Source organism: Streptomyces sp. NPDC001100 (genome assembly GCF_053598575.1).
Map to the genome: position 1 here is coordinate 12,907 of NZ_JBSFKO010000068.1, position 18,638 is coordinate 31,544.

Here is an 18,638-nt window from a genome sequence, read left to right on the forward strand (position 1 = left end):
GCGGCGGCTCCGCCGGCGTCAGGCCGCCGCTGTCGGTGTCAACAGGCCCCTGACCTGGTCCGCTTCGGGCGCTCCCAGCGTCTCGAAGATGCCGAGGGCCTCACGCCAGCACACCTGGGCGCGGCCGAGCTGCCCGATGCCGTCGAGGCCGCGTCCGAGCACGGTGAGGACGTTGCCCCGCCGCCACTCGCCGCCGATACCGCGCAGGAGCGTCAGGGCCGCCTCGGCGTTGACCGCGGCCTGTGCCGGACGGCGTGCCGCCAGGTCGAGTTCGGCGAGCCGGAACAGGGTCATGCCTTCCCAGAGGCGCTGGCGGCTGTCCCGGAACACCTGGAGGGCCTGGTTGAGGCACTCGGTCGCCTCGGCCAGCTGCCCGCTCTGGGTGAGAGCGAGCCCCAGGGCGTACCGTCCGTTGGCGCCCCTCAGGTCGTGCCCCATGTCGTCGTACATCGCCGTGCCCTGCTGGGCCAGCGCCACCGCGCTCGCCGTCCGCGAAGTGGCCAGGTGGATGCGCGAGAGATTGCACAGGGCGCTGGCCTCGCCGGGGCGGTCTCCGAGGGCGCGGAAGCTCTCGATGGCCCGGGTGAAGTGGGCGGCACCCTCCTCGTGCCGGTTCTGGTACAGCGCGACGACACCGCTGATGTTGGAGGACCAGCAGCCGGTGAGCGGATCGTCGACCGCCGTGGCCAACTCCGTTGCCCGCTCGGCTTCCTGGAGCGCCACGTCGAACCGGCTGCCGGAGATGTGGTGCACGAAGGCGAGCAGCGTCAGCGCGCGTGCCTCCGTACGCGAATCCCCCGCCTCCCGCGCCGTGTTGCGCAGCAGCACGGCAACCGCCTCGTACTCCTTGGAGTTGGTGCCGGACTCCGCCAGGTCGACCGCTGCCCACAGAACGTCGACGGCGCGACGCAGCGTGCCCGGACGGGCGGCCTGGCGTACGCAGGCGAGCAGGCAGATCGCCTCCGCGTAGAGCCAGTCCTGCGCCGCGTGCCGGTCCGCGAACACCAGCCCCGGGTACGCGCTGGGCTCCAGGTGATCCACCAGCCGGTCCCCGGGCCGTTCGATCAGATAGACCCCCGAGACGGTGGCCAGATAGAAGTCCAGCAACCGCGACAGCGCCGCACCCCGCTCGCTCGGCGGTGACTCGTCCCGCTCCGCGCACGCACGCGCGTAGAGCCGCACCAGGTCGTGGTACCTGTACCGCCCCGGAGCCGCCGACTCCACCAGCGACGTGTCGACGAGGGACTCCAGCAGGTCCTCGGTCTCCTCAACAGGCAGGTCCAGTACGGCCGCTGCCGCGGCGAGGGAGATGTCGGGGCCGTCGGCCAGCCCCAGCAGGCGGAACGCCCGTGCCTGGGCCGGCTCCAACTGGCCGTAGCCCAGCTCGAAGGTGGCCTTCACGGCGAGGTCGCCGGCCTGGAGCTCGTCCAACCGCCGCCGCTCGTCCGCGAGTTTCGCCGCGAGGACCGAGACCGTCCAGGTGCGGCGGGCCGCCAGCCGGGAGGCCGCGATGCGGATCGCGAGCGGCAGGAAGCCGCACGCGGCGACCACGTCCAGGGCCGACTCCCGTTCGGCAGCGACGCGTTCGGTGCCCACGATCTTCGTAAAGAGTTGCAACGCCTCCTCGGGGGACATCACATCCAGGTCGATGAGATGGGCTCCCGCCAGGTCCACCATCCGCACCCGCGACGTCACCAGCGCCGCGCAGCCTTCCGTCCCCGGCAGCAGCGGCCTCACCTGGGCCGCGTCCCGTGCGTTGTCCAGCAGCACCAGGACCCGGCGGCCGTCCAGCACCGAGCGGTACAGGGCCGAGCGTTCCTCCAGGGAGTCCGGTATCGCCGAGTCCGCGGTGCCGAGCGCCCGCAGGAACGCGCCGAGTACGGTCTCCGGTTCCGCCGCACGCGAGCCCGCGCCCTGGAGGTCGACGTACAACTGGCCGTCGGGGAAGGCGGATCGGGCCTGGTGGGCGACGTGCACGGCGAGGGTCGTCTTGCCGACGCCGCCGATGCCGGCCAGTGCGGAGACCGCCATGACGCGGCCCTCGGCCGAGGCGAGGACCTCGCTCAGTTCGGACACGAAGGCGGCGCGGCCGGTGAAGTCCGGGACCGTCGCCGGGAGTTGATGGGGGCGGACCGGTGCGGGCGCGGTCTCCGGTGCGGGTGCGGACGGTTCCGCGAGGCCGGGGTCGGCCTGGAGGATGCGCTGCTGGAGTTCGCGCAGGCCGGGGCGCGGGTCCACGCCGAGTTCGTCGGCGAGCAGGCGCCGGGTGTCGGCGTACACCGCCAGGGCCTCCGCCTGGCGGCCCGAGCGGTACAGCGCGAGCATCAGCAGCTCACGGAGGCGTTCCCGGAGGGGGTGCGCGGCCGTGAGGGCCGTCAGCTCGCTGACCGCCTCCGCGTGGCAGCCCTGCTCCAGGTCCATGTCGAGGCGGGATTCCAGGAGTTGGAGCCGCCACTCCTCCAGGCGGACGCGCTGCGCCTCCGCGTAGGGGCCGGGTACGCCGGCCAGCGCCTCCCCGTCCCACAGGGCGAGCGCACGGCCCAGCAGGTCCCGTGCGTGGCACAGGTCGCCCGCCGACTTCGCCTTCTCCGCCTCCATCGCCAGGTCCTGTGCCACCGCCGCGTCCAGCGCGCCCTCGGGCAGGCCCCGTACGGCGTACCCGCCCGACTCGCTGACCAGCACCCCGGCGTCCAGCGCCTTGCGCAGCCGGGACGCGTAGGTGCGCACCGCGGCCAGCGCCTGCGACGGAGGGTCGTCACCCCACAGGGCGTCGATCAGCTCGGCGGCGGTCGCGGTGCGACCCTCGCGCAGCAACAGCGCGGCCAGCAGGGCGCGTTGCTGCGGCGAGCCGGTGGCGAGGGAATCGGGGCCCCGCCAGGCACGTACCGGACCGAGCACGCTGAAGCGCAGCGCCGTCGACTCCTCCGAGTCGGAGTCGGGGCGCCGCTGCTCCGGTACTCGCGGTCCACCGTCCATCGCCGTTCCCCCTAGGCATGCCTGATAACTACGACAGTTTGCCTTGTTCGCGGCGGTCGCGTCAGCACTCGGAGACAGCGCTCACAGGTCGCCGCGCGGGATATCACATGACGCTCACACGGCTCACGCACAGTTCCGCACAGAACCGAGCACCCCGAACCCGGATCCAGCTAGCTGACGGGTCGTCAGATCGGCGCTACCGTGGCGCCATGGACACCCAGAACACCGACCAGGCGACCCTCCCTTTGATCATCTCCGTCGACGACCACACCGTGGAGCCCGCCGACGTCTGGCAGCACCGGCTGCCCAAGAAGTACCTGGACACCGGCCCGCGTGTGGTGCGCGCGCCGCTGAAGGAAATGACGTTCCTCGGCGGCCGGTTCAAGCCCGTGATGGGCGAACCGGGCGACGACGGACCGATCGGCGACTGGTGGGTGTACGAGGATCTGCACCGCCCGCTCACCCGCCTCGACACCGCCGTCGGCTACAGCAGGGACGAGATCAAGCTCGAAGTCATCACTTACGAGCAGATGCGGCCGGGGTCGTACGACGTTCCGTCCCGGCTCGCCGACATGGACGTCAACCATGTCCAGTCCGCGCTGTGTTTCCCCACCTTCCCGCGCTTCTGCGGCCAGACGTTCACCGAGGCCGCCGACCGCGAGCTCGCGCTGCTCTGCGTCCGCGCCTACAACGACTGGATGGTGGAGGAGTGGTGCGGCCCCGAGGCGCAGGGCCGCCTCATACCCCTTCCCCTCATCCCGCTCTGGGACGCGGAGTTGGCCGCCGCCGAGGTCCGCCGCAACGCGGCCCGCGGGGTGCGGGCCGTCGCCTTCTCCGAGATACCCCCGCACCTCGGACTGCCCTCCATCCACACCGACGACTGGGACCCGTTCCTCCAGGCCTGCGCCGAGACCCGCACGGTCATCGCCATGCACATCGGCTCCAGCAGCCGTATGCCCTCCACCTCCGCCGACGCCCCGCCCGCCGTGGGCTCCACTATCACCTTCGCCAACTGCTGCTATTCCATGGTGGATTGGCTGATGAGCGGCAAGTTCGAACGCTTCCCCGACCTCAAGGTCATGTACGCCGAGGGCCAGATCGGCTGGATCCCCTACATCCTGGAGCGCGCCGACGTGGTCTGGGAGGAGAACCGCGCCTGGGGCGGCGTCGCCGACAAGGTCCACCGCCCGCCGTCCGAACTCTTCACCGAGCACGTCTACGGCTGCTTCTTCGACGACGCCTTCGGGCTGAAGAACCTCGACTCCATCGGCGTGGGGAATGTGCTCTACGAGACCGACTACCCCCACTCCGACTCCACCTGGCCCAAGTCCCGCGAGGTCGGCGAGGCGCAGATGGGCCACCTGGCGCCGGACGTGGTCGAGCGGATCGTGCGCGGGAACGCGATCGAGCTGCTGGGGCTGACGCCGGAAGGCCTGTGGGAGGGCCCCAAGTGAGCGGCCTCGCCTACGGCATCCAGCTGCCCGTCCAGTCCCAGAGCACCATCTACGCCGAACCCTGGGAGGCCGACGCAGGCCCTGCCGACCTCGTCGGGATCGCCCGCGCGGCCGACCGGTCCGGCTTCGACTACATCGCGGGCTGCGACCACGTCGGCGTCCCGCGCCGCCTCGCCGCCGCGATGAGCACCATCTGGTACGACCCCGTCGCCACCCTCTCTTTCCTGGCGGGCGTGACCGAGCGGGTCCGACTGCTCAGCCATGTGGCGGTCGTCGGGCTGCGGCACCCGTTGATCACCGCCAAGCAGTACGCCACCCTCGACCACCTCAGCGGGGGCCGGCTGCTCCTCGGGGTCGGCGCCGGCCACGTACGGGAGGAGTTCGAGGCGCTCGGCGTCGACTTCGACCGGCGCGGGCCCGTCCTCGACGAGTCGATCGACGCCCTGCGCGCCGCCCTCGGACCGGACGAATTCCCCCTGCACCACGGCAAGTTGTACGACTTCGAGGGGCTGGGGCAGCGGCCCAGGCCCCGGCAGGAACACGTGCCCATCTGGGTCGGCGGCTCCTCACCGGCCGCCGTACGCCGGGCCGCCCTCAAAGCCGACGGCTGGCTGCCGCAGGGCGACCCGCGCGAGAAGCTGCCCGCGCAGATCGAGCGGATCCGGCGACTGCGCGAAGAGGCCGCCCTCCAGGGGCCGTTCATGTTCGGGGCCATCACCGAGCCGCTGTACGTCGGCGACCCGGGATGGGAGGTCGGCCGGCGCACGCTCACCGGAACCCCCGAAGTCCTCGCCGAATCGCTGCGCGCCTACCCGGCGATGGGCGTGGACCGGATCCAGGTCCGGTTCCGCTGCCGCGACCGCGCCGAACTCACCGACCAGATAACGGAGTTCGGCACCGAGGTGGGGCCCCTGCTCTGACCTCGACCGGCCCCGGTGATCACAACCTGTTTGAACACGGTCACGCCGAGCCGTGTGTGTATGGACGTACGGACGTCACGGCTTCCGGCGGAAGGACCCCGAAGTGTGATCCTCCCAGCGGCACTCCGTCGTCGCGGCCTCCGCCGAGGGCACCTGGCCGCACGACGGCCGGCCGACCCCGGACGACGAGTTCGCCAGCAGCGCACGGTGGGTCGCGCGGCCCTACGACGGGCTGCGGGAGACCACGGCGGACGTCGCCATGCTGTGCTGCGAGGACCCCGCCGGGACCTTCCCCGGCGCGTTGACGGCCCTTGCCGCTCGGGGAGTTCCGGCGATCGTCGTCAGCACGCGCCAGGACAACGAGGCGGTGGTCGAGGTCTTCCGGGGCGGAGCGGGCCACCTCGTCGAGGGCGACTACTGCGACCAGATGCTGTCCTCCGCGGCCATGGCGGCGTTTGTCGGACGCACCTGTCTCTCGCCGTCCGCGTCCGCGGCCCTGCGGGAGGGGGCCCGACGGATGGCCGCGACCGACGAGGCGATGGAGCGGCCGTGCGCTGCTCTCACCGCGCGAGCAGCAGATCATGGAGCTGCTGCCGACCGGCCCGGGCGTACAGCAGATCTGGCAGCGATTACGGCTGAGCGAGAAGACCGTCCGCAACAACCTCGGCAACATCTACGCCGAGCTGGACGCCAGGAGCGGCACGGACGCGGTCCTGCGCCGGCTGGGAGCCACGCCCGTGCTTCGCACCTGAGAACCCTCCGGGAGCGCCGGATCAGGGTGCCGGGACCTCCGTCAGCGGTATTTCCACATCGGTGACACCGGGGCCGCCCTCACCGAATCCGGGCTCCTCGTCCTGGAGGGCCTTCGTCGAATTCAGCGCGTTGTCAGCCGCGGTGGTGCCGCACCGATCGCCACGTACCCGACTTCCCTGTTGCGCAGTCTCCGCTTCGCCATACCCGGCATTCTTGGAGTCGAGCAGAGCTATGGCCAGGGTCAAATGTCCCTGCTGCACGGTCACTTCAAGTGTGCTTGTGCAATCCGCGGACCTTCATCTGACGCTTCGTCAGATGCGGCGCTACGATGACCTGCATCCACCGATCCCGAGGAGGCCCGCATGGGCAAGCTGGACGGGCGTGTCGTCATCGTCACCGGAGCGGCGCGCGGACAGGGGGAGCAGGAGGCGCGGCTGTTCGCGGCCGAGGGCGCGAAGGTCGTCGTGGCGGATGTGCTGGACGAGCAAGGGGAGGCGCTGGCCAAGGAGTTGGGCGCGTCCTATGTGCATCTCGATGTCGGCGAGGAGGCGGACTGGAGTGCCGCCGTGGGGGCCGCGAAGGAGACGTACGGGCGGATCGACGGGCTGGTCAACAACGCGGGGATCCTGCGGTTCAACTCCCTTGTGGACACGCCGCTCGACGAGTTCATGCAGGTCGTGCGGGTGAATCAGGTCGGCTGCTTTCTCGGGGTCAAGACCGTGGCGGCGGCCATGGAGGACGGGGGCACGATCGTCAACACGGCCTCGTACACGGCGGTGACGGGGATGGCTGCCGTGGGGGCGTACGCGGCGACCAAGCACGCCATCCTCGGGCTCACGCGGGTGGCGGCCCTGGAGCTGGCCGACCGGCGGATACGGGTCAACGCGATGTGCCCCGGCGCCATCGACACCGCGATGTCCAACCCGGCCCAACTCGACCCGGACGCCGACGTGGAGGGGATGTCCCGGGCCCTGGACGAGCTGTACCGCAAGCTCGTGCCGCTCGGCCGGATCGGGAAGCCGGCAGAGGTCGCCCGCCTCGCGCTGTTCCTGACGTCGGACGACTCGTCGTACATCACCGGGCAGCCCTTCGTGATCGACGGGGGCTGGCTGGCGGGGGTCAGCGTCATCTGACGCCACCCCTCCATCCGGTGAGATCTGACGGGGCGTCATCTATTGACGAATCTGACGCTACGTCAGAAAGTCGTAGCACTCATAGGTACCACCTGGACTTGGGACGGTGAACCTCCTTGGAATTCGGGCTCTTTGTACAGGGATACGTGGGCAAGCGTGCCGAAACGGACCCGCTGGCCGAGCACAAGGCGCTGATGGAGGAGACCGAGTACGTCATCCAGGCGGACAAGTCCGGTTTCAAGTACGCCTGGGCCTCCGAGCACCACTTCCTGGAGGAGTACTCGCACCTCTCGGCGAACGACGTCTACCTCGGCTACCTCGCACACGCCACGGAACGCATCCACCTCGGGTCGGGGATCTTCAACCCCCTCGCCCAGGTCAACCACCCGGTGAAGGTCGCCGAGAAGGTCGCCATGCTCGACCATCTCTCCGGCAACCGCTTCGAGTTCGGCAGCGGGCGGGGGGCGGGCAGCCATGAGATCCTCGGTTTCATACCGGGCGTAACCGATATGAACTACACCAAGGAGATCTGGGAAGAGACCATCGCCGAGTTCCCCAAGATGTGGCTCCAGGACGAGTACGTCGGCTTCCAGGGCAAGCACTGGCAGCTGCCGCCGCGGAAGGTGCTGCCGAAGCCGTACGGGAAGGCGCACCCGGCGATGTGGTACGCGGCGGGCTCCCCTCCGTCGTACGCCATGGCGGCGCGGAAGGGGCTGGGCGTCCTCGGGTTCAGCATCCAGAAGGTCTCCGACATGGAGTGGGTGCTGGAGCAGTACAAGACGGCGATCGTGAACGCCGAGCCGGTGGGGGCGTTCGTCAACGACAACGTGATGGTGACGACGACCGCGATCTGTGCGCCCACGCACGACGAGGCGATCCGGATCGCGACCAGCGGTGGGCTGCACTATCTGCCCTCGCTGGTGTTCCGGTACCACGACACGTTCCCGCGGCCCGAGGGGTTCCCCGTGTGGCCGGAGACGCTGCCCGAGTACACGCCGGAGTTCGTCGAACTCCTCGTGGAGGAGGAGCTGTTGATCTGCGGGGATCCGGACGAGGTACTCACGCAGTGCAAGCGGTGGGAGCAGGCCGGGGCGGACCAGTTGAGCTTCGGGCTGCCGGTGGGGGTGCCGAAGGAGGAGACGTTGCAGACGATTCGGTTGATCGGGGAGCACGTGATTCCGAAGATCGACACGGATCCTGTCCATCGGACCACGCGGTTCCGGGAGACGGCCTGAGCTCGTACGGCGGGTGCGGGTGCGTGGGGGCTGGTCGCGCAGTTCCCCGCGCCCCCAAAAGCAGCTTGGTCAGCGCATCGCATGCTTGAGGAGGCAAGGCTCGTGCTCGATCACGTCATCAAAGGGGCGACGGTTGTTGACGGGACCGGCTCGCCCGCATTCGTTGCCGACGTCGGTGTCCGCGACGGGCGGATCGCCGTCGTCGGGGCTGTCACCGAGGAATCCCGGACCGTCGAAGACGCCGCCGGACTCGTCCTCGCGCCCGGGTTCGTCGACCCCCACACCCACTACGACGCCCAGCTCTTCTGGGACCCGTACGCGACACCCTCCCTCAACCACGGGGTGACGACCGTCGCGGCCGGGAACTGCGGGTTCACGCTCGCGCCGCTGAAGCCGGAGGACGCCGACTACACGCGGCGAATGATGTCCAAGGTCGAGGGGATGTCGCTGGTCGCGCTGGAGGAGGGGACGCCCTGGAGCTGGCGCGGGTTCGGGGAGTATCTGGACGCGCTGGAAGGGCGGATCGCGGTCAACGCCGGGTTCATGGTGGGGCATTGTGCGTTGCGGCGGTACGTGATGGGGGCGGATGCCGTCGGCGGGCAGCCCAGTGCGGAGCAACTCGCCGAGATCGTACGGCTGTTGCACGAGGCCATGGACGCCGGCGCCTGGGGCTTCTCCACCACCCAGTCCTCCACCCACTCGGACGGCGACGGACAGCCGGTCGCCTCCCGGCACGCCCGCCCGGAGGAACTGCTGGCCCTCTCACGGGCCGTCGGCGAGCACGAGGGGACGCAGATCGAGGCGATCGTCGCCGGATGTCTGGATCAGTTCAGCGACGCCGAGATCGATCTGTTCGTCGAGATGAGCGCGGTGGCCGGGCGGCCTCTGAACTGGAACGTGCTCACCGTGGACGCCGCCGTGCCCGAGCGCGTGCCCCGGCAGTTGTTCGCGAGCGAGCGGGCGCGGAAGGCCGGCGGCCGGGTCGTCGCGCTGACCATGCCGATCCTCACGCCGATGAACATGTCCCTCGGCACCTTCTGCGCGCTCAACCTGATACCCGGGTGGGGGCCGATCCTGAGCCTGCCCGTGCCGGAGCGGATCGCCGCGCTGCGCGAACCCGGCGTACGGGCCCAGATGCTGCTGCGGGCCAACAGCAAGGAGGCCGGGGTCTTCCGGCGGCTCGCGAACTTCGGGCGGTACGTCATCGGCGACACGTACAGCGCGGCCAACGAGGGGCTGACCGGGCGGGTGGTCAAGGACATCGCCGAGGAACGGGGGCAGGAACCCTTCGAGTGTCTGGTCGAGATCTGCGCGGCCGACGACCTGCGGACGGTGCTGTGGCCCATGCCCTCCGACAACGACCCGGCCTCCTGGGCACTGCGCGCCGAGACCTGGCAGCACGAGGACGTGCTGCTCGGCGGGTCCGACGCGGGGGCGCATCTGGACCGGATGTGCGGGGCGCCGTACACGACCCGGTTCATCGGGGACTGTCTGCGCGGGCGGAAGCTGGTCGGGCTCGAACAGGCCGTGAAGATGCTGACCGACGATCCGGCGCGGCTGTTCGGGCTGCGGGAGCGCGGGCAGGTGCGGGAGGGCTGGCATGCGGACCTGGTGCTCTTCGACCCGGAGCGGATCGACGCCGGCAAGGCCACCCTGGTGCACGACCTGCCGGGTGACAGTCCGCGGCTCGATTCGAAGGCGATCGGGATACAGGCCGTGTGGGTCAACGGAGTTGAGGCCATTCGCGGCGACGTGGTGAGCGGGTCCGTTCCGGGGCGGGTGCTGCGGTCGGGGCGGGACACCAGGACGGTGAGCACCCGGTGAGTTCTCAAGTCGCCGATGGGCAGCGGTTGTTCGTCGGCGGGGAGTGGGTCGAGCCGGACGGCGGGCACTACGCCGTCGTCGATCCCGCGACCGAGGAGACCGTGGGGTGGGCGCCGGAGGCCTCGCGGGGGCAGGTGTTCGCCGCCGCCGCCGCGGCCCGGGAGGCGTTCGGACCGTGGTCGCGTACGCCGCCCGAGGAACGCGCGGCGATCCTCGGGCGGGCGGCCGACCTCGTCCGTGGCGCGCTGGTGCCGTACGCCGAACTCGCCCAGGCGGAGACCGGCGCGACGACCGGGACCGCTCGGGGCATGCAGGTGGGCGTGGCCGCCGCCCGGTTCCGGCGGTACGCGACCGTGGAACCGGCCGAGTGGGCGATCGCGCCGCAGGTCAACGAGGCCGGGCCGTTCGGCCGGGCGGCCGTCGTGGGAGCGCTCGCGGTACGGCAGCCGGTGGGTGTCGTCACGTGCATCACCTCGTACAACAACCCGTGGGCGAACCCCGCCGGGAAGATCGCCCCCGCCCTCGCCATGGGCAACACGGTCGTCGTGAAACCCGCCCCGCAGGACCCGCTGTCCGTCTACCGGATGGCGGAGGCGCTGGAGGCGGCCGGGGTGCCGCGCGGGGTCGTGAACGTGGTGAACGGGCGTGCGGTGGAGGTCGGGGAGGCGGCCGTGGAGTCGCCGGACGTCGACATGGTCAGCTTCACCGGGTCCACGGCGGTCGGGCAGCGGATCGCCGAGGTGTGCGGGCGGGGCATGAAGCGGCAGTTGATGGAGTTGGGCGGCAAGGGCGCGGCGGTCGTCTTCGACGACGCGGACCTCGCCTCCGCCGTCTCCGGCATCGGCACGACCTTCTCCTTCTACAGCGGGCAGATCTGTACGGCGCCTACGCGGGTGCTGGCCCAACGGGGCGTGTACGACAGGGTCGTCGAGCAGCTGGCCGCCTACGCAGGCAGGTTGAAGATGGGGAACCCCCGCTCGCCGGACACGGTGGTCGGGCCCGTGATCTCGGCGGCGCACCGGGAACGCGTCGAGTCGTACGTCGAACTGGGCCGCAAGGAGGGCGCGGTGGTCGTCGCGGGCGGTGAACGGCCCTCGGACGGACCGGGGTTCCTGGTGGCCCCGACCGTACTCGCCGACTGCACCGCCGAGATGCGCGTCGTCCGCGAGGAGATCTTCGGCCCGGTCGTCGTGGTCGTCCCCTTCGACGACGAGGAGGAGGGCATCGCCCTCGCCAACGACAGCGACTACGGCCTCATCGACTACGTCTGGTCCGGCGACGTCGCCCGCGCCTTCCGCGTGGCACGGCTGCTGCGGGCCGGCGGGGTGGGCGTCAACACGGTGGGCCGCAACATGGAGGCCCCGTTCGGCGGCTTCAAGAAGAGCGGCGTCGGCCGGGACGTCGGCTCGTACGCGCTGCACGCGTACAGCGAGGTACAGGCGATCGTGTGGCAGGGGTGAGGGGTCGGTCCCTCAGTCCCGCAGATCCACCCGCACCGTCAGCAGACTCGACCCCATCGCCTTCACCGCCGCGCTGTTGAAACGCGGCAGGGTGCGCAGCCGGGCGCGGGGGTCGTCGTCGGGGAGGAGGTGGGCCGTGCCGGTGTGCCAGCGGCCCATGATCCTCACCCGGACCTCCGGGTTCGCCTTGATGTTGCGGACGTAGTGCGAGAGTTCGCCGAACTCCGACACCAGCCAGAAGGTGTCACCGACCCGGCGTCCGCCGAGCGGGGTGCGGCGCGGCTGCCCGGAGACCCGGCCGGTGGTCTCCAGGACGGTCTGGGTGGGGAGTCGGCGGGTGACCGCGTTCAGGACGCGCTGCAATCGGCTGATCGTGCGGTACTTGGACTCGGGTGTGCTCGGCATCGGTATCCGGATCTCCTGTCGGCTGGCTGCGTCCGTGGGCTTCAATGATCCCGTGCGCGTGGTGACCTGGAATCTGTGGTGGCGGTACGGGCCCTGGGAGGCCCGGCAGCAGGCGATTCTCGCCGTGTTGCGTGAACTGCGGCCCGATGTCGTCGGGTTGCAGGAGGTGTGGGACGCCGAGGGTACGAATCTCGCCGCGTGGCTCGCCGGTGAACTCGGTATGCACTGGACCTGGGGAGCCTCTCACGACCCCGGGTTCTGGCAGCGCCGGCTCGGCGACCCCACGGTCGGCATCGGCAACGCGATCCTCAGCCGCTGGCCCGTCGCCGAGCGGGCCGTACTGCCGCTGCCGTCCGGGGCCGGAGACGGCGGCCGGACCGCGCTGTACGCGGGGCTGGACGCGCCGGGGTACCGCGTCCCCTTCTTCACCGCCCACCTCTCCTCCGCCACCGAGGCCTCGGCAGTACGGTGCCAACAGGTCACCGCCCTCGCCGAGTTCGTCGCCGAGCACACCGGCGACGGCCCCTTCCCGCCCGTCGTCACCGGCGACTTCAACGCCTGGCCGGACTCCGACGAGGTCCGCCTCTTCGGCGGCTACACGACGGCACCGCCCGTGCCCGGCCAAGTCCTCGTCGACGCCTGGGACTTCGCGGACCCGGGTGCTCCCTCCGCCACCTGGGACCTCGCCAATCCCTACGTGGCGGGCACGTTCGGGCCCAGCGTCCGCATCGACTACGTCCTCGTGGCGCCGACGGGGAAGGGCGGACTCGGGCATGTGCGGGGCGTACGGCGGGCGGGGGACGGGCCGGTCGACGGGGTGTGGCCGACGGATCACGCGGCGGTCGTGGTCGACCTGAGCGACGGAACGGATCGAGTCACCGATCGGCTTCGCCCAGGAAGATCGGATTCGTGAACGCCGCCAGCGCCCCCGGTACCACCCCCGCCGCCGTCTCGTGCCTCAACTCGGCGCGTACGTAGGCCGCGTAGGCCGGAGTGGTCTGCCACTCCACGGTGCCCGCGCCGCTCACAGGCAGCGGATCGCTGGTGAACAGCACGCCTTGGTCGGTCACGAGGCGGGCGGTGCAGCGTGGGGCGCCGGTGACCTCCAGCCGGACCGTCACCGGGGTTTCGGCGGCTACCGTCAACCGCTCGCCGATTCCCGCGTGTTCGCCCTTCGTTCCCGTCGCGGTGAAGGAGAGCGAGATGTTCTTCGACTCGGCGACGTAGGAACGCCCCGCGCGGATGCCGTCCTGGATCGCCTCCCGCGTCAAGTCGTCGGCCAGGACCACGGTTTGGGGCAGGCCCACCGCGTCCGGGTCGCGGTGGGCGTCGCTGTTGCCCATCGCCGGGAGCCACTCGCGGTTCTCCCGGACGGAGGCCACGAGGGTCGCGTCCCAGGAGGCCAGGGCCACCTCGTCGTCGGGCGTGTAGGGACCGTTCCATACCTCGACCGCGTCCGCCTCGCCGAAGCCGAACTTCCAGGCGCAGCCGATGCAGGTGGCGTGCGGGTGGGCCGGGACCACGAGCCCTCCGGCGCGGCGGATCTCGCGGGCGAACCGGCCGAAGCGGTTGTCGCGGGCCCGGTAGCGCCAGTCGACGAACGTGCCGGGCTCGGTGCCGAGGGCGACCACGTGACCGTTTCGGGTCGTGACCTCCTCGCCGAGCATGATCAGCAGGTCGTCGCCCGCCTCCGAGGCCCAATGGGGGTGCGAGGAGTGCGTGTTGTGCTCCGACGAGTTGATGAAGTCCAGGCCCGCCGCCCGCGCCAGCGCCGCGATCTCGGCCGGGGTGCGGCGCCCGTCCGAGTACCAGGAGTGGAGATGGCAGTCGCCCCGGTACCAGTCCCGGCCCCGCCCCTTCGCCCGCTCCGGCGGGTACACCGGCCGCGGGGCGGCGCCCGGTTCGCCGTAGGTGAGCGTGATCGTGAGCTCGTACGACAGTCCCTGCGGGGACACCGTGTAGGGGCCCAGCGCGATGTGCCAGGTGCCGGGCCGCACCGGGCCGGGGACGTAGCCGGGCGTCGCGTCGTCGGCGCGGAGGAAGAACTCCGTGCGCGCCCCGCCCGACCAGCCCCGGAAGCCCCGGCCACCGAGGCCGGTGCCGTGCTGGTCGAAGACGCCGATGTCGAGGGCGTTGCCCTGGGTGCCGGCCGGGACGGACGGTCTGTCGTAGGTGTACGCCACCTTCAGCTCGCGGACCCCCGCCGGGACCTCGACGGGGACGTACACGTAGTCGGGCGAGCCGGTCGGGAGGGTGCCCCGAACCGTCCGGCTCTCCTGGTCGCCGTCTGCCGCGGCCTCGGCGCCGCTCGCGAAGCTCACGCTTCCCAACGTAAGCGCGGCGGCGGCGCCCGTCACGAACAGCGCGCGCCGGTTGAGACCGTTTCCGTGATCGTCGTCGCACATGCTGCTGCTCCCGGGGTGTCGTGAGTGACGGGGACGGTGCAGAGGTGACCTGTACGACTCTGATAGTCGGCTGTGAACTCCGGGGCAAGGAAAGGGAATCGGCGGGTGTCGGGAAACCGGAGCCGGTATGGGGAGGGCGGAGTGCTCCCACTGCCAGTGACACCGTGTAACGACCTGCCCGGCCGGAACGAATCGGGCGCCCCTCTTTGGCCTGATCAGACCGATCGTATGCTCGAAGGATGACGACTCCCGCGAGCTCCGGAACCGGCCCGACCGAGAACTCCATGCGTCGCGCCCTCAAACGCGCCCGTGACGGCGTCGCCCTCGACGTGACGGAAGCGGCGGTGCTCCTACAGGCCCGCGGCGAGGCCCTGGACGACCTCACCGCGTCCGCCGCCCGGGTGCGCGACGCGGGCCTTGAGGCCGCCGGCCGCCCCGGCGTGATCACGTACTCGAAGAGCGTCTTCATCCCCCTCACCCGCCTGTGCCGCGACAAGTGCCACTACTGCACCTTCGTCACCGTCCCCGGCAAGCTCCGCCGCGCCGGCCACGGCATGTTCATGTCCCCGGACGAGGTCCTCGACATCGCCCGCAAGGGCGCGGCCCTCGGCTGCAAGGAAGCCCTCATCACCCTCGGCGACAAGCCCGAGGACCGCTGGCCCGAGGCGCGCGAGTGGCTCGACGCGCACGGCTACGACGACACGATCGCCTACGTCCGCGCCATCTCCATCCGCATCCTGGAGGAGACGGGCCTGCTGCCCCACCTCAACCCGGGCGTCATGAGCTGGACCGACTTCCAGCGGCTGAAGCCGGTGGCGCCCTCCATGGGCATGATGCTGGAGACGACCGCGACCCGCCTCTGGTCCGAGCCCGGCGCCCCGCACTACGGCTCCCCGGACAAGGAACCCGCCGTACGCCTAAGGGTGTTGGAGGACGCGGGCCGCTCCTCCGTCCCCTTCACCTCCGGCATCCTGATCGGCATCGGCGAGACGTACGAGGAGCGCGCGGAGTCCTTGTTCGCGCTGCGGAAGGTCTCCCGGTCCTACCACGGCATCCAGGAACTCATCATCCAGAACTTCCGCGCCAAGCCGGACACGGCGATGCGCGGCATGCCGGACGCGGAGCTGGACGAGCTGGTGGCGACCGTCGCGGTCGCGCGCCACATCATGGGCCCGTCGGCCTGCCTCCAGGCGCCGCCCAACCTCGTCGACTCCGAGTACAAGCGCCTGATCGGCGCGGGCATCGACGACTGGGGCGGGGTCTCGCCTTTGACGATCGACCACGTGAACCCCGAACGCCCCTGGCCCCAGATCGAGTTGCTGCGCGACCAGTCCGCGGAGGCCGGCTTCGAACTCCGCGAACGCCTCTGCGTCTACCCCGAGTTCGTGGGCCGTGGCGAACCCTGGCTGGACCCGCGCCTGTTGCCGCACGTACGGGCCCTGGCGGACCCGGAGACGGGACTGGCGCGCGAGGACGCGGTCGTGGAGGGCCACGCGTGGCAGGAGCCGGAGGAGGCGTTCACGTCCTCCGGCCGTACGGATCTCCACACCACGATCGACACGGAGGGCCGAACGTCCGACCGCCGTGACGACTTCGACGAGGTCTACGGCGACTGGGCCGCCCTGCGCGAGGCCGCGGCGCCCGGCATGGTGCCCGAGCGCATCGACACGGACGTACGGCAGGCACTGGCGACGGCGGCCGACGACCCCACGAAGCTCACCGACGCGGAGGCGCTCGCCCTGCTGCACGCGGACGGCCCGGCGCTGGACGCGCTGACGCGGATCGCGGACGACGTGCGGAAGTCGGTGGTCGGTGACGAGGTGACGTACATCGTCACGCGGAACATCAACTTCACGAACGTCTGCTACACGGGCTGCCGCTTCTGTGCCTTCGCACAGCGCCGCACGGACGCGGACGCGTACACGCTCTCGCTGGACCAGGTGGCGGACCGGGCCCAACAGGCCTGGGAGGTCGGGGCGGTTGAGGTCTGCATGCAGGGCGGTATCCACCCCGACCTGCCCGGCACGGCCTACTTCGACATCGCGAAGGCGGTGAAGGAGCGGGTTCCCGGGATGCATGTCCACGCGTTCTCCCCCATGGAGGTGGTGAACGGCGCGACGCGCACGGGCCTCTCCATCCGCGAGTGGCTGACGGCCGCGAAGGAGGCGGGGCTCGACACCATCCCCGGCACGGCGGCGGAGATCCTCGACGACGAGGTCCGCTGGGTCCTCACGAAGGGCAAGCTGCCGACGGCGACCTGGATCGAAGTCGTCACGACGGCACACGAGTTGGGCATCCGGTCGAGCTCGACGATGATGTACGGCCATGTGGACCAGCCCAGGCACTGGCTGGGCCATCTGCGGACCCTGGCCGGGATCCAGCAACGCACGGGCGGCTTCACGGAGTTCGTGACGCTCCCGTTCATCCACACCAACGCGCCGGTGTACCTGGCGGGCATCGCGCGCCCGGGTCCGACGATGCGGGACAACAGGGCGGTGGTGGCGATGGCGAGACTGCTGCTCCACCCGTGGATCCCCAACATCCAGACCAGCTGGGTGAAGCTGGGCTCGGAGGGCGCGGCGGAGATGCTGCGCTCCGGCGCGAACGACCTCGGCGGCACGCTCATGGAGGAGACGATCTCGCGCATGGCGGGTTCGTCGTACGGCTCCTACAAGTCGGTGCGGGACCTGGTCGCCGTGGCGGAACTGGCGGGCCGGCCGGCGCGACCGCGCACCACGCTGTACGGGGAGGTGCCGGAGGAGCGGCAGCGGGCCGCGGCCGCTTCGGACGGGCACCTGCCGGAACTGCTGCCGGTGCTGGACTGAGGGGCCGGGTGGTCGGACGGGGGCCGGTACGATGATCCGACCCCTGTTCGATCGGGATGTGGGGGCTGTGAGTAGCTGAGGAGATGCGTGCCCGTGCCTGCCTCGAAGGTCTGGGTGACCGGTCTGACGGTGGGAGCGATCGCCGCGGTCACGGTCCTGGCCGTGCAGGCCGACAAGGGTCCGCACCCGAAGGCGTCCGCCGCCCGCCCCAGCGCCTCGGCGTCCGCGCACGCGTCCAAGTCCCCCAAGCCGCACGTCACGGCCGCCGCGGTACCCGCCTCCTCCGGAACCGGGCGACGCATCGTCTACTCCGTCGGACAGAAACGGGTCTGGCTCGTCGACGCGAGCGACAAGGCCGGCCGTACGTTCGCGGTCTGGCCCGGCACGGTGAGCCCCGACCCCGGCACCTACACGGTCTCGGTACGCAAGGACGCCACGACCGGCTCCGACGGCGTCCAGATCGAGAACATCGTCTACTTCGCCACCAAGTCCGGCCTCAACATCGCCTTCTCCAACGCCGTCGACGGCTCGTCCCCGCCACCGGCCGCGGGCAAGGAAACGGGCGGCGTACGCATGGGCAAGGCGGACGGCGCGGCCCTGTGGACCTTCGGGACGACCAGCACGAAGGTGATCGTCGTCAAGTAGCGGACCGGTCCGCCGTCAGCTGCACGACAACCAGCACGACCCCGCTCAGCAGAAACACCCGGGTGGCCGCCTCCAGCCCGTTCCAGTCCTTCGACTGCCACATCGCGAACCACTCACCGCCGACCGCGATGAACCCGGCCCCGAACAACACCATGAGCATCAGCAGCCCGTACGTCGAGAACCGCCGCGCCCGCTCGTCGTCCCGCCGCACCCACAGCCACGTCCCGTAGCAGAGCACCAGCGCGGCAACGGCCTCCCACACGATGATCACGACGTACGCCGCATCCTGCAGCCCCTCGCTCGTCACCGCCCGCCACATCAGATCGTCGTCCTTGAACGTCGTATCCATGGCCAGCACATGCCGCACGAACTGCTGATTGGTCCCGAAGTCCGTGATGTTCCCGAAGGCTACGAGCGCGATGTAGAGGGCGACGGTGGCGGTGAGGAGGGTGGCTGCGAGGCGGGGTGCGGTGCGCGAGGTGGGGGTGGTCATGACCGTTTTCTTCCCTGCGCGCGCCGGATGCTCACTCAAGGCTTCTGGCCAGTGAGCGTTGGGCCACTCGCTTCTTTGTCAGTGTCGGGCTTCCGCGGACCGAGTAAAGG

At 70.7% G+C, this 18,638-nt stretch carries 15 protein-coding genes; 10 read left to right on the forward strand and 5 right to left on the reverse strand.

Annotated features, from left to right (window positions below; translation table 11 throughout):
• Positions 1–18 precede the first annotated feature (18 nt).
• On the reverse strand, positions 19–2,976 hold the full coding sequence (locus ACWDEW_RS47285) for a BTAD domain-containing putative transcriptional regulator (protein ID WP_450522331.1): 2,958 nt from the start codon (positions 2,974–2,976) through the stop codon (positions 19–21).
• A gap of 209 nt (positions 2,977–3,185) precedes the next feature.
• Between ACWDEW_RS47285 and ACWDEW_RS47290 the strand changes: the two genes are divergently transcribed.
• The 3 genes from ACWDEW_RS47290 (at position 3,186) to ACWDEW_RS47300 (ending at position 6,102) form a co-directional block, all read left to right on the forward strand.
• Entirely contained in the window at positions 3,186–4,430 is a 1,245-nt protein-coding gene (locus ACWDEW_RS47290) for an amidohydrolase family protein (protein ID WP_450522333.1), read from the forward strand.
• On the forward strand, positions 4,427–5,350 hold the full coding sequence (locus tag ACWDEW_RS47295) for an LLM class F420-dependent oxidoreductase (protein ID WP_450522335.1): 924 nt from the start codon (positions 4,427–4,429) through the stop codon (positions 5,348–5,350). Before ACWDEW_RS47290 ends, ACWDEW_RS47295 begins: the two co-directional genes overlap by 4 nt.
• 581 nt (positions 5,351–5,931) lie before the next feature.
• The gene (locus ACWDEW_RS47300) at positions 5,932–6,102 is read left to right on the forward strand and encodes a LuxR C-terminal-related transcriptional regulator (RefSeq protein ID WP_450522337.1); all 171 of its coding nucleotides are present in this window, start codon (positions 5,932–5,934) and stop codon (positions 6,100–6,102) included.
• Positions 6,103–6,123: 21 nt separating this feature from the next.
• On the opposite strand, the gene ACWDEW_RS47305 is transcribed toward ACWDEW_RS47300, so the two are convergent.
• Complete coding sequence (locus tag ACWDEW_RS47305) at positions 6,124–6,369, reverse strand: hypothetical protein (protein WP_450522339.1); 246 nt, start codon at positions 6,367–6,369, stop codon at positions 6,124–6,126.
• A gap of 96 nt (positions 6,370–6,465) precedes the next feature.
• Between ACWDEW_RS47305 and ACWDEW_RS47310 the strand changes: the two genes are divergently transcribed.
• The 4 genes from ACWDEW_RS47310 (at position 6,466) to ACWDEW_RS47325 (ending at position 11,755) form a co-directional block, all read left to right on the forward strand.
• A complete protein-coding gene (locus tag ACWDEW_RS47310) occupies positions 6,466–7,236 on the forward strand; it encodes an SDR family NAD(P)-dependent oxidoreductase (protein ID WP_450522341.1) in 771 nt (256 codons plus the stop codon).
• Positions 7,237–7,352: 116 nt separating this feature from the next.
• Complete coding sequence (locus ACWDEW_RS47315) at positions 7,353–8,471, forward strand: LLM class flavin-dependent oxidoreductase (protein ID WP_427920736.1); 1,119 nt, start codon at positions 7,353–7,355, stop codon at positions 8,469–8,471.
• 102 nt (positions 8,472–8,573) lie between these two features.
• Complete coding sequence (locus ACWDEW_RS47320) at positions 8,574–10,295, forward strand: N-acyl-D-amino-acid deacylase family protein (RefSeq protein ID WP_450522343.1); 1,722 nt, start codon at positions 8,574–8,576, stop codon at positions 10,293–10,295.
• Positions 10,292–11,755, forward strand: coding sequence for an aldehyde dehydrogenase family protein (locus ACWDEW_RS47325; protein WP_450522345.1), 1,464 nt, complete (start codon positions 10,292–10,294; stop codon positions 11,753–11,755). The genes ACWDEW_RS47320 and ACWDEW_RS47325 overlap by 4 nt, the downstream gene beginning before the upstream one ends.
• 12 nt (positions 11,756–11,767) lie before the next feature.
• On the opposite strand, the gene ACWDEW_RS47330 is transcribed toward ACWDEW_RS47325, so the two are convergent.
• Positions 11,768–12,160 carry a nitroreductase/quinone reductase family protein gene (locus ACWDEW_RS47330; protein ID WP_450522347.1) on the reverse strand — a complete coding sequence of 131 codons (393 nt, stop codon included), beginning with the start codon at positions 12,158–12,160 and terminating at the stop codon, positions 11,768–11,770.
• Between the two features lie 52 nt (positions 12,161–12,212).
• Here ACWDEW_RS47330 and ACWDEW_RS47335 point away from each other — a divergent pair, with 52 nt between their 5' ends.
• Positions 12,213–13,073 (forward strand): endonuclease/exonuclease/phosphatase family protein, encoded by an 861-nt coding sequence (locus tag ACWDEW_RS47335; protein WP_450522349.1) that lies wholly within the window; start codon positions 12,213–12,215, stop codon positions 13,071–13,073.
• Here ACWDEW_RS47335 and ACWDEW_RS47340 read toward each other — a convergent pair.
• On the reverse strand, positions 13,036–14,565 hold the full coding sequence (locus tag ACWDEW_RS47340) for a CehA/McbA family metallohydrolase (protein ID WP_450522350.1): 1,530 nt from the start codon (positions 14,563–14,565) through the stop codon (positions 13,036–13,038). The genes ACWDEW_RS47335 and ACWDEW_RS47340 overlap by 38 nt on opposite strands.
• Positions 14,566–14,804: 239 nt before the next feature.
• On the opposite strand from ACWDEW_RS47340, the gene ACWDEW_RS47345 reads away from it, so the two are divergent.
• Complete coding sequence (locus ACWDEW_RS47345) at positions 14,805–17,390, forward strand: bifunctional FO biosynthesis protein CofGH (protein ID WP_450522351.1); 2,586 nt, start codon at positions 14,805–14,807, stop codon at positions 17,388–17,390.
• 93 nt (positions 17,391–17,483) lie between these two features.
• A complete protein-coding gene (locus ACWDEW_RS47350; protein ID WP_450522353.1) occupies positions 17,484–18,035 on the forward strand; it encodes a hypothetical protein in 552 nt (183 codons plus the stop codon).
• Here the strand turns inward: ACWDEW_RS47350 and ACWDEW_RS47355 are convergent.
• Positions 18,028–18,528 (reverse strand): DUF2165 domain-containing protein, encoded by a 501-nt coding sequence (locus ACWDEW_RS47355; protein WP_450522355.1) that lies wholly within the window; start codon positions 18,526–18,528, stop codon positions 18,028–18,030. The genes ACWDEW_RS47350 and ACWDEW_RS47355 overlap by 8 nt on opposite strands.
• Between the last annotated feature and the right edge of the window lie 110 nt (positions 18,529–18,638).

Bases quoted from the DNA above. Each gene is read 5' to 3' on its own strand.
- ACWDEW_RS47310 (WP_450522341.1), top strand. From the start codon at position 6,466: ATGGGCAAGCTGGACGGGCGTGTCGTCATCGTCACCGGAGCGGCGCGC.
- ACWDEW_RS47340 (WP_450522350.1), bottom strand. From the start codon at position 14,565: ATGTGCGACGACGATCACGGAAACGGTCTCAACCGGCGCGCGCTGTTC.
- ACWDEW_RS47345 (WP_450522351.1), top strand. From the start codon at position 14,805: ATGACGACTCCCGCGAGCTCCGGAACCGGCCCGACCGAGAACTCCATG.
- ACWDEW_RS47355 (WP_450522355.1), bottom strand. From the start codon at position 18,528: ATGACCACCCCCACCTCGCGCACCGCACCCCGCCTCGCAGCCACCCTC.
- ACWDEW_RS47300 (WP_450522337.1), top strand. From the start codon at position 5,932: ATGGAGCTGCTGCCGACCGGCCCGGGCGTACAGCAGATCTGGCAGCGA.
- ACWDEW_RS47330 (WP_450522347.1), bottom strand. From the start codon at position 12,160: ATGCCGAGCACACCCGAGTCCAAGTACCGCACGATCAGCCGATTGCAG.
- ACWDEW_RS47290 (WP_450522333.1), top strand. From the start codon at position 3,186: ATGGACACCCAGAACACCGACCAGGCGACCCTCCCTTTGATCATCTCC.
- ACWDEW_RS47285 (WP_450522331.1), bottom strand. From the start codon at position 2,976: ATGGACGGTGGACCGCGAGTACCGGAGCAGCGGCGCCCCGACTCCGAC.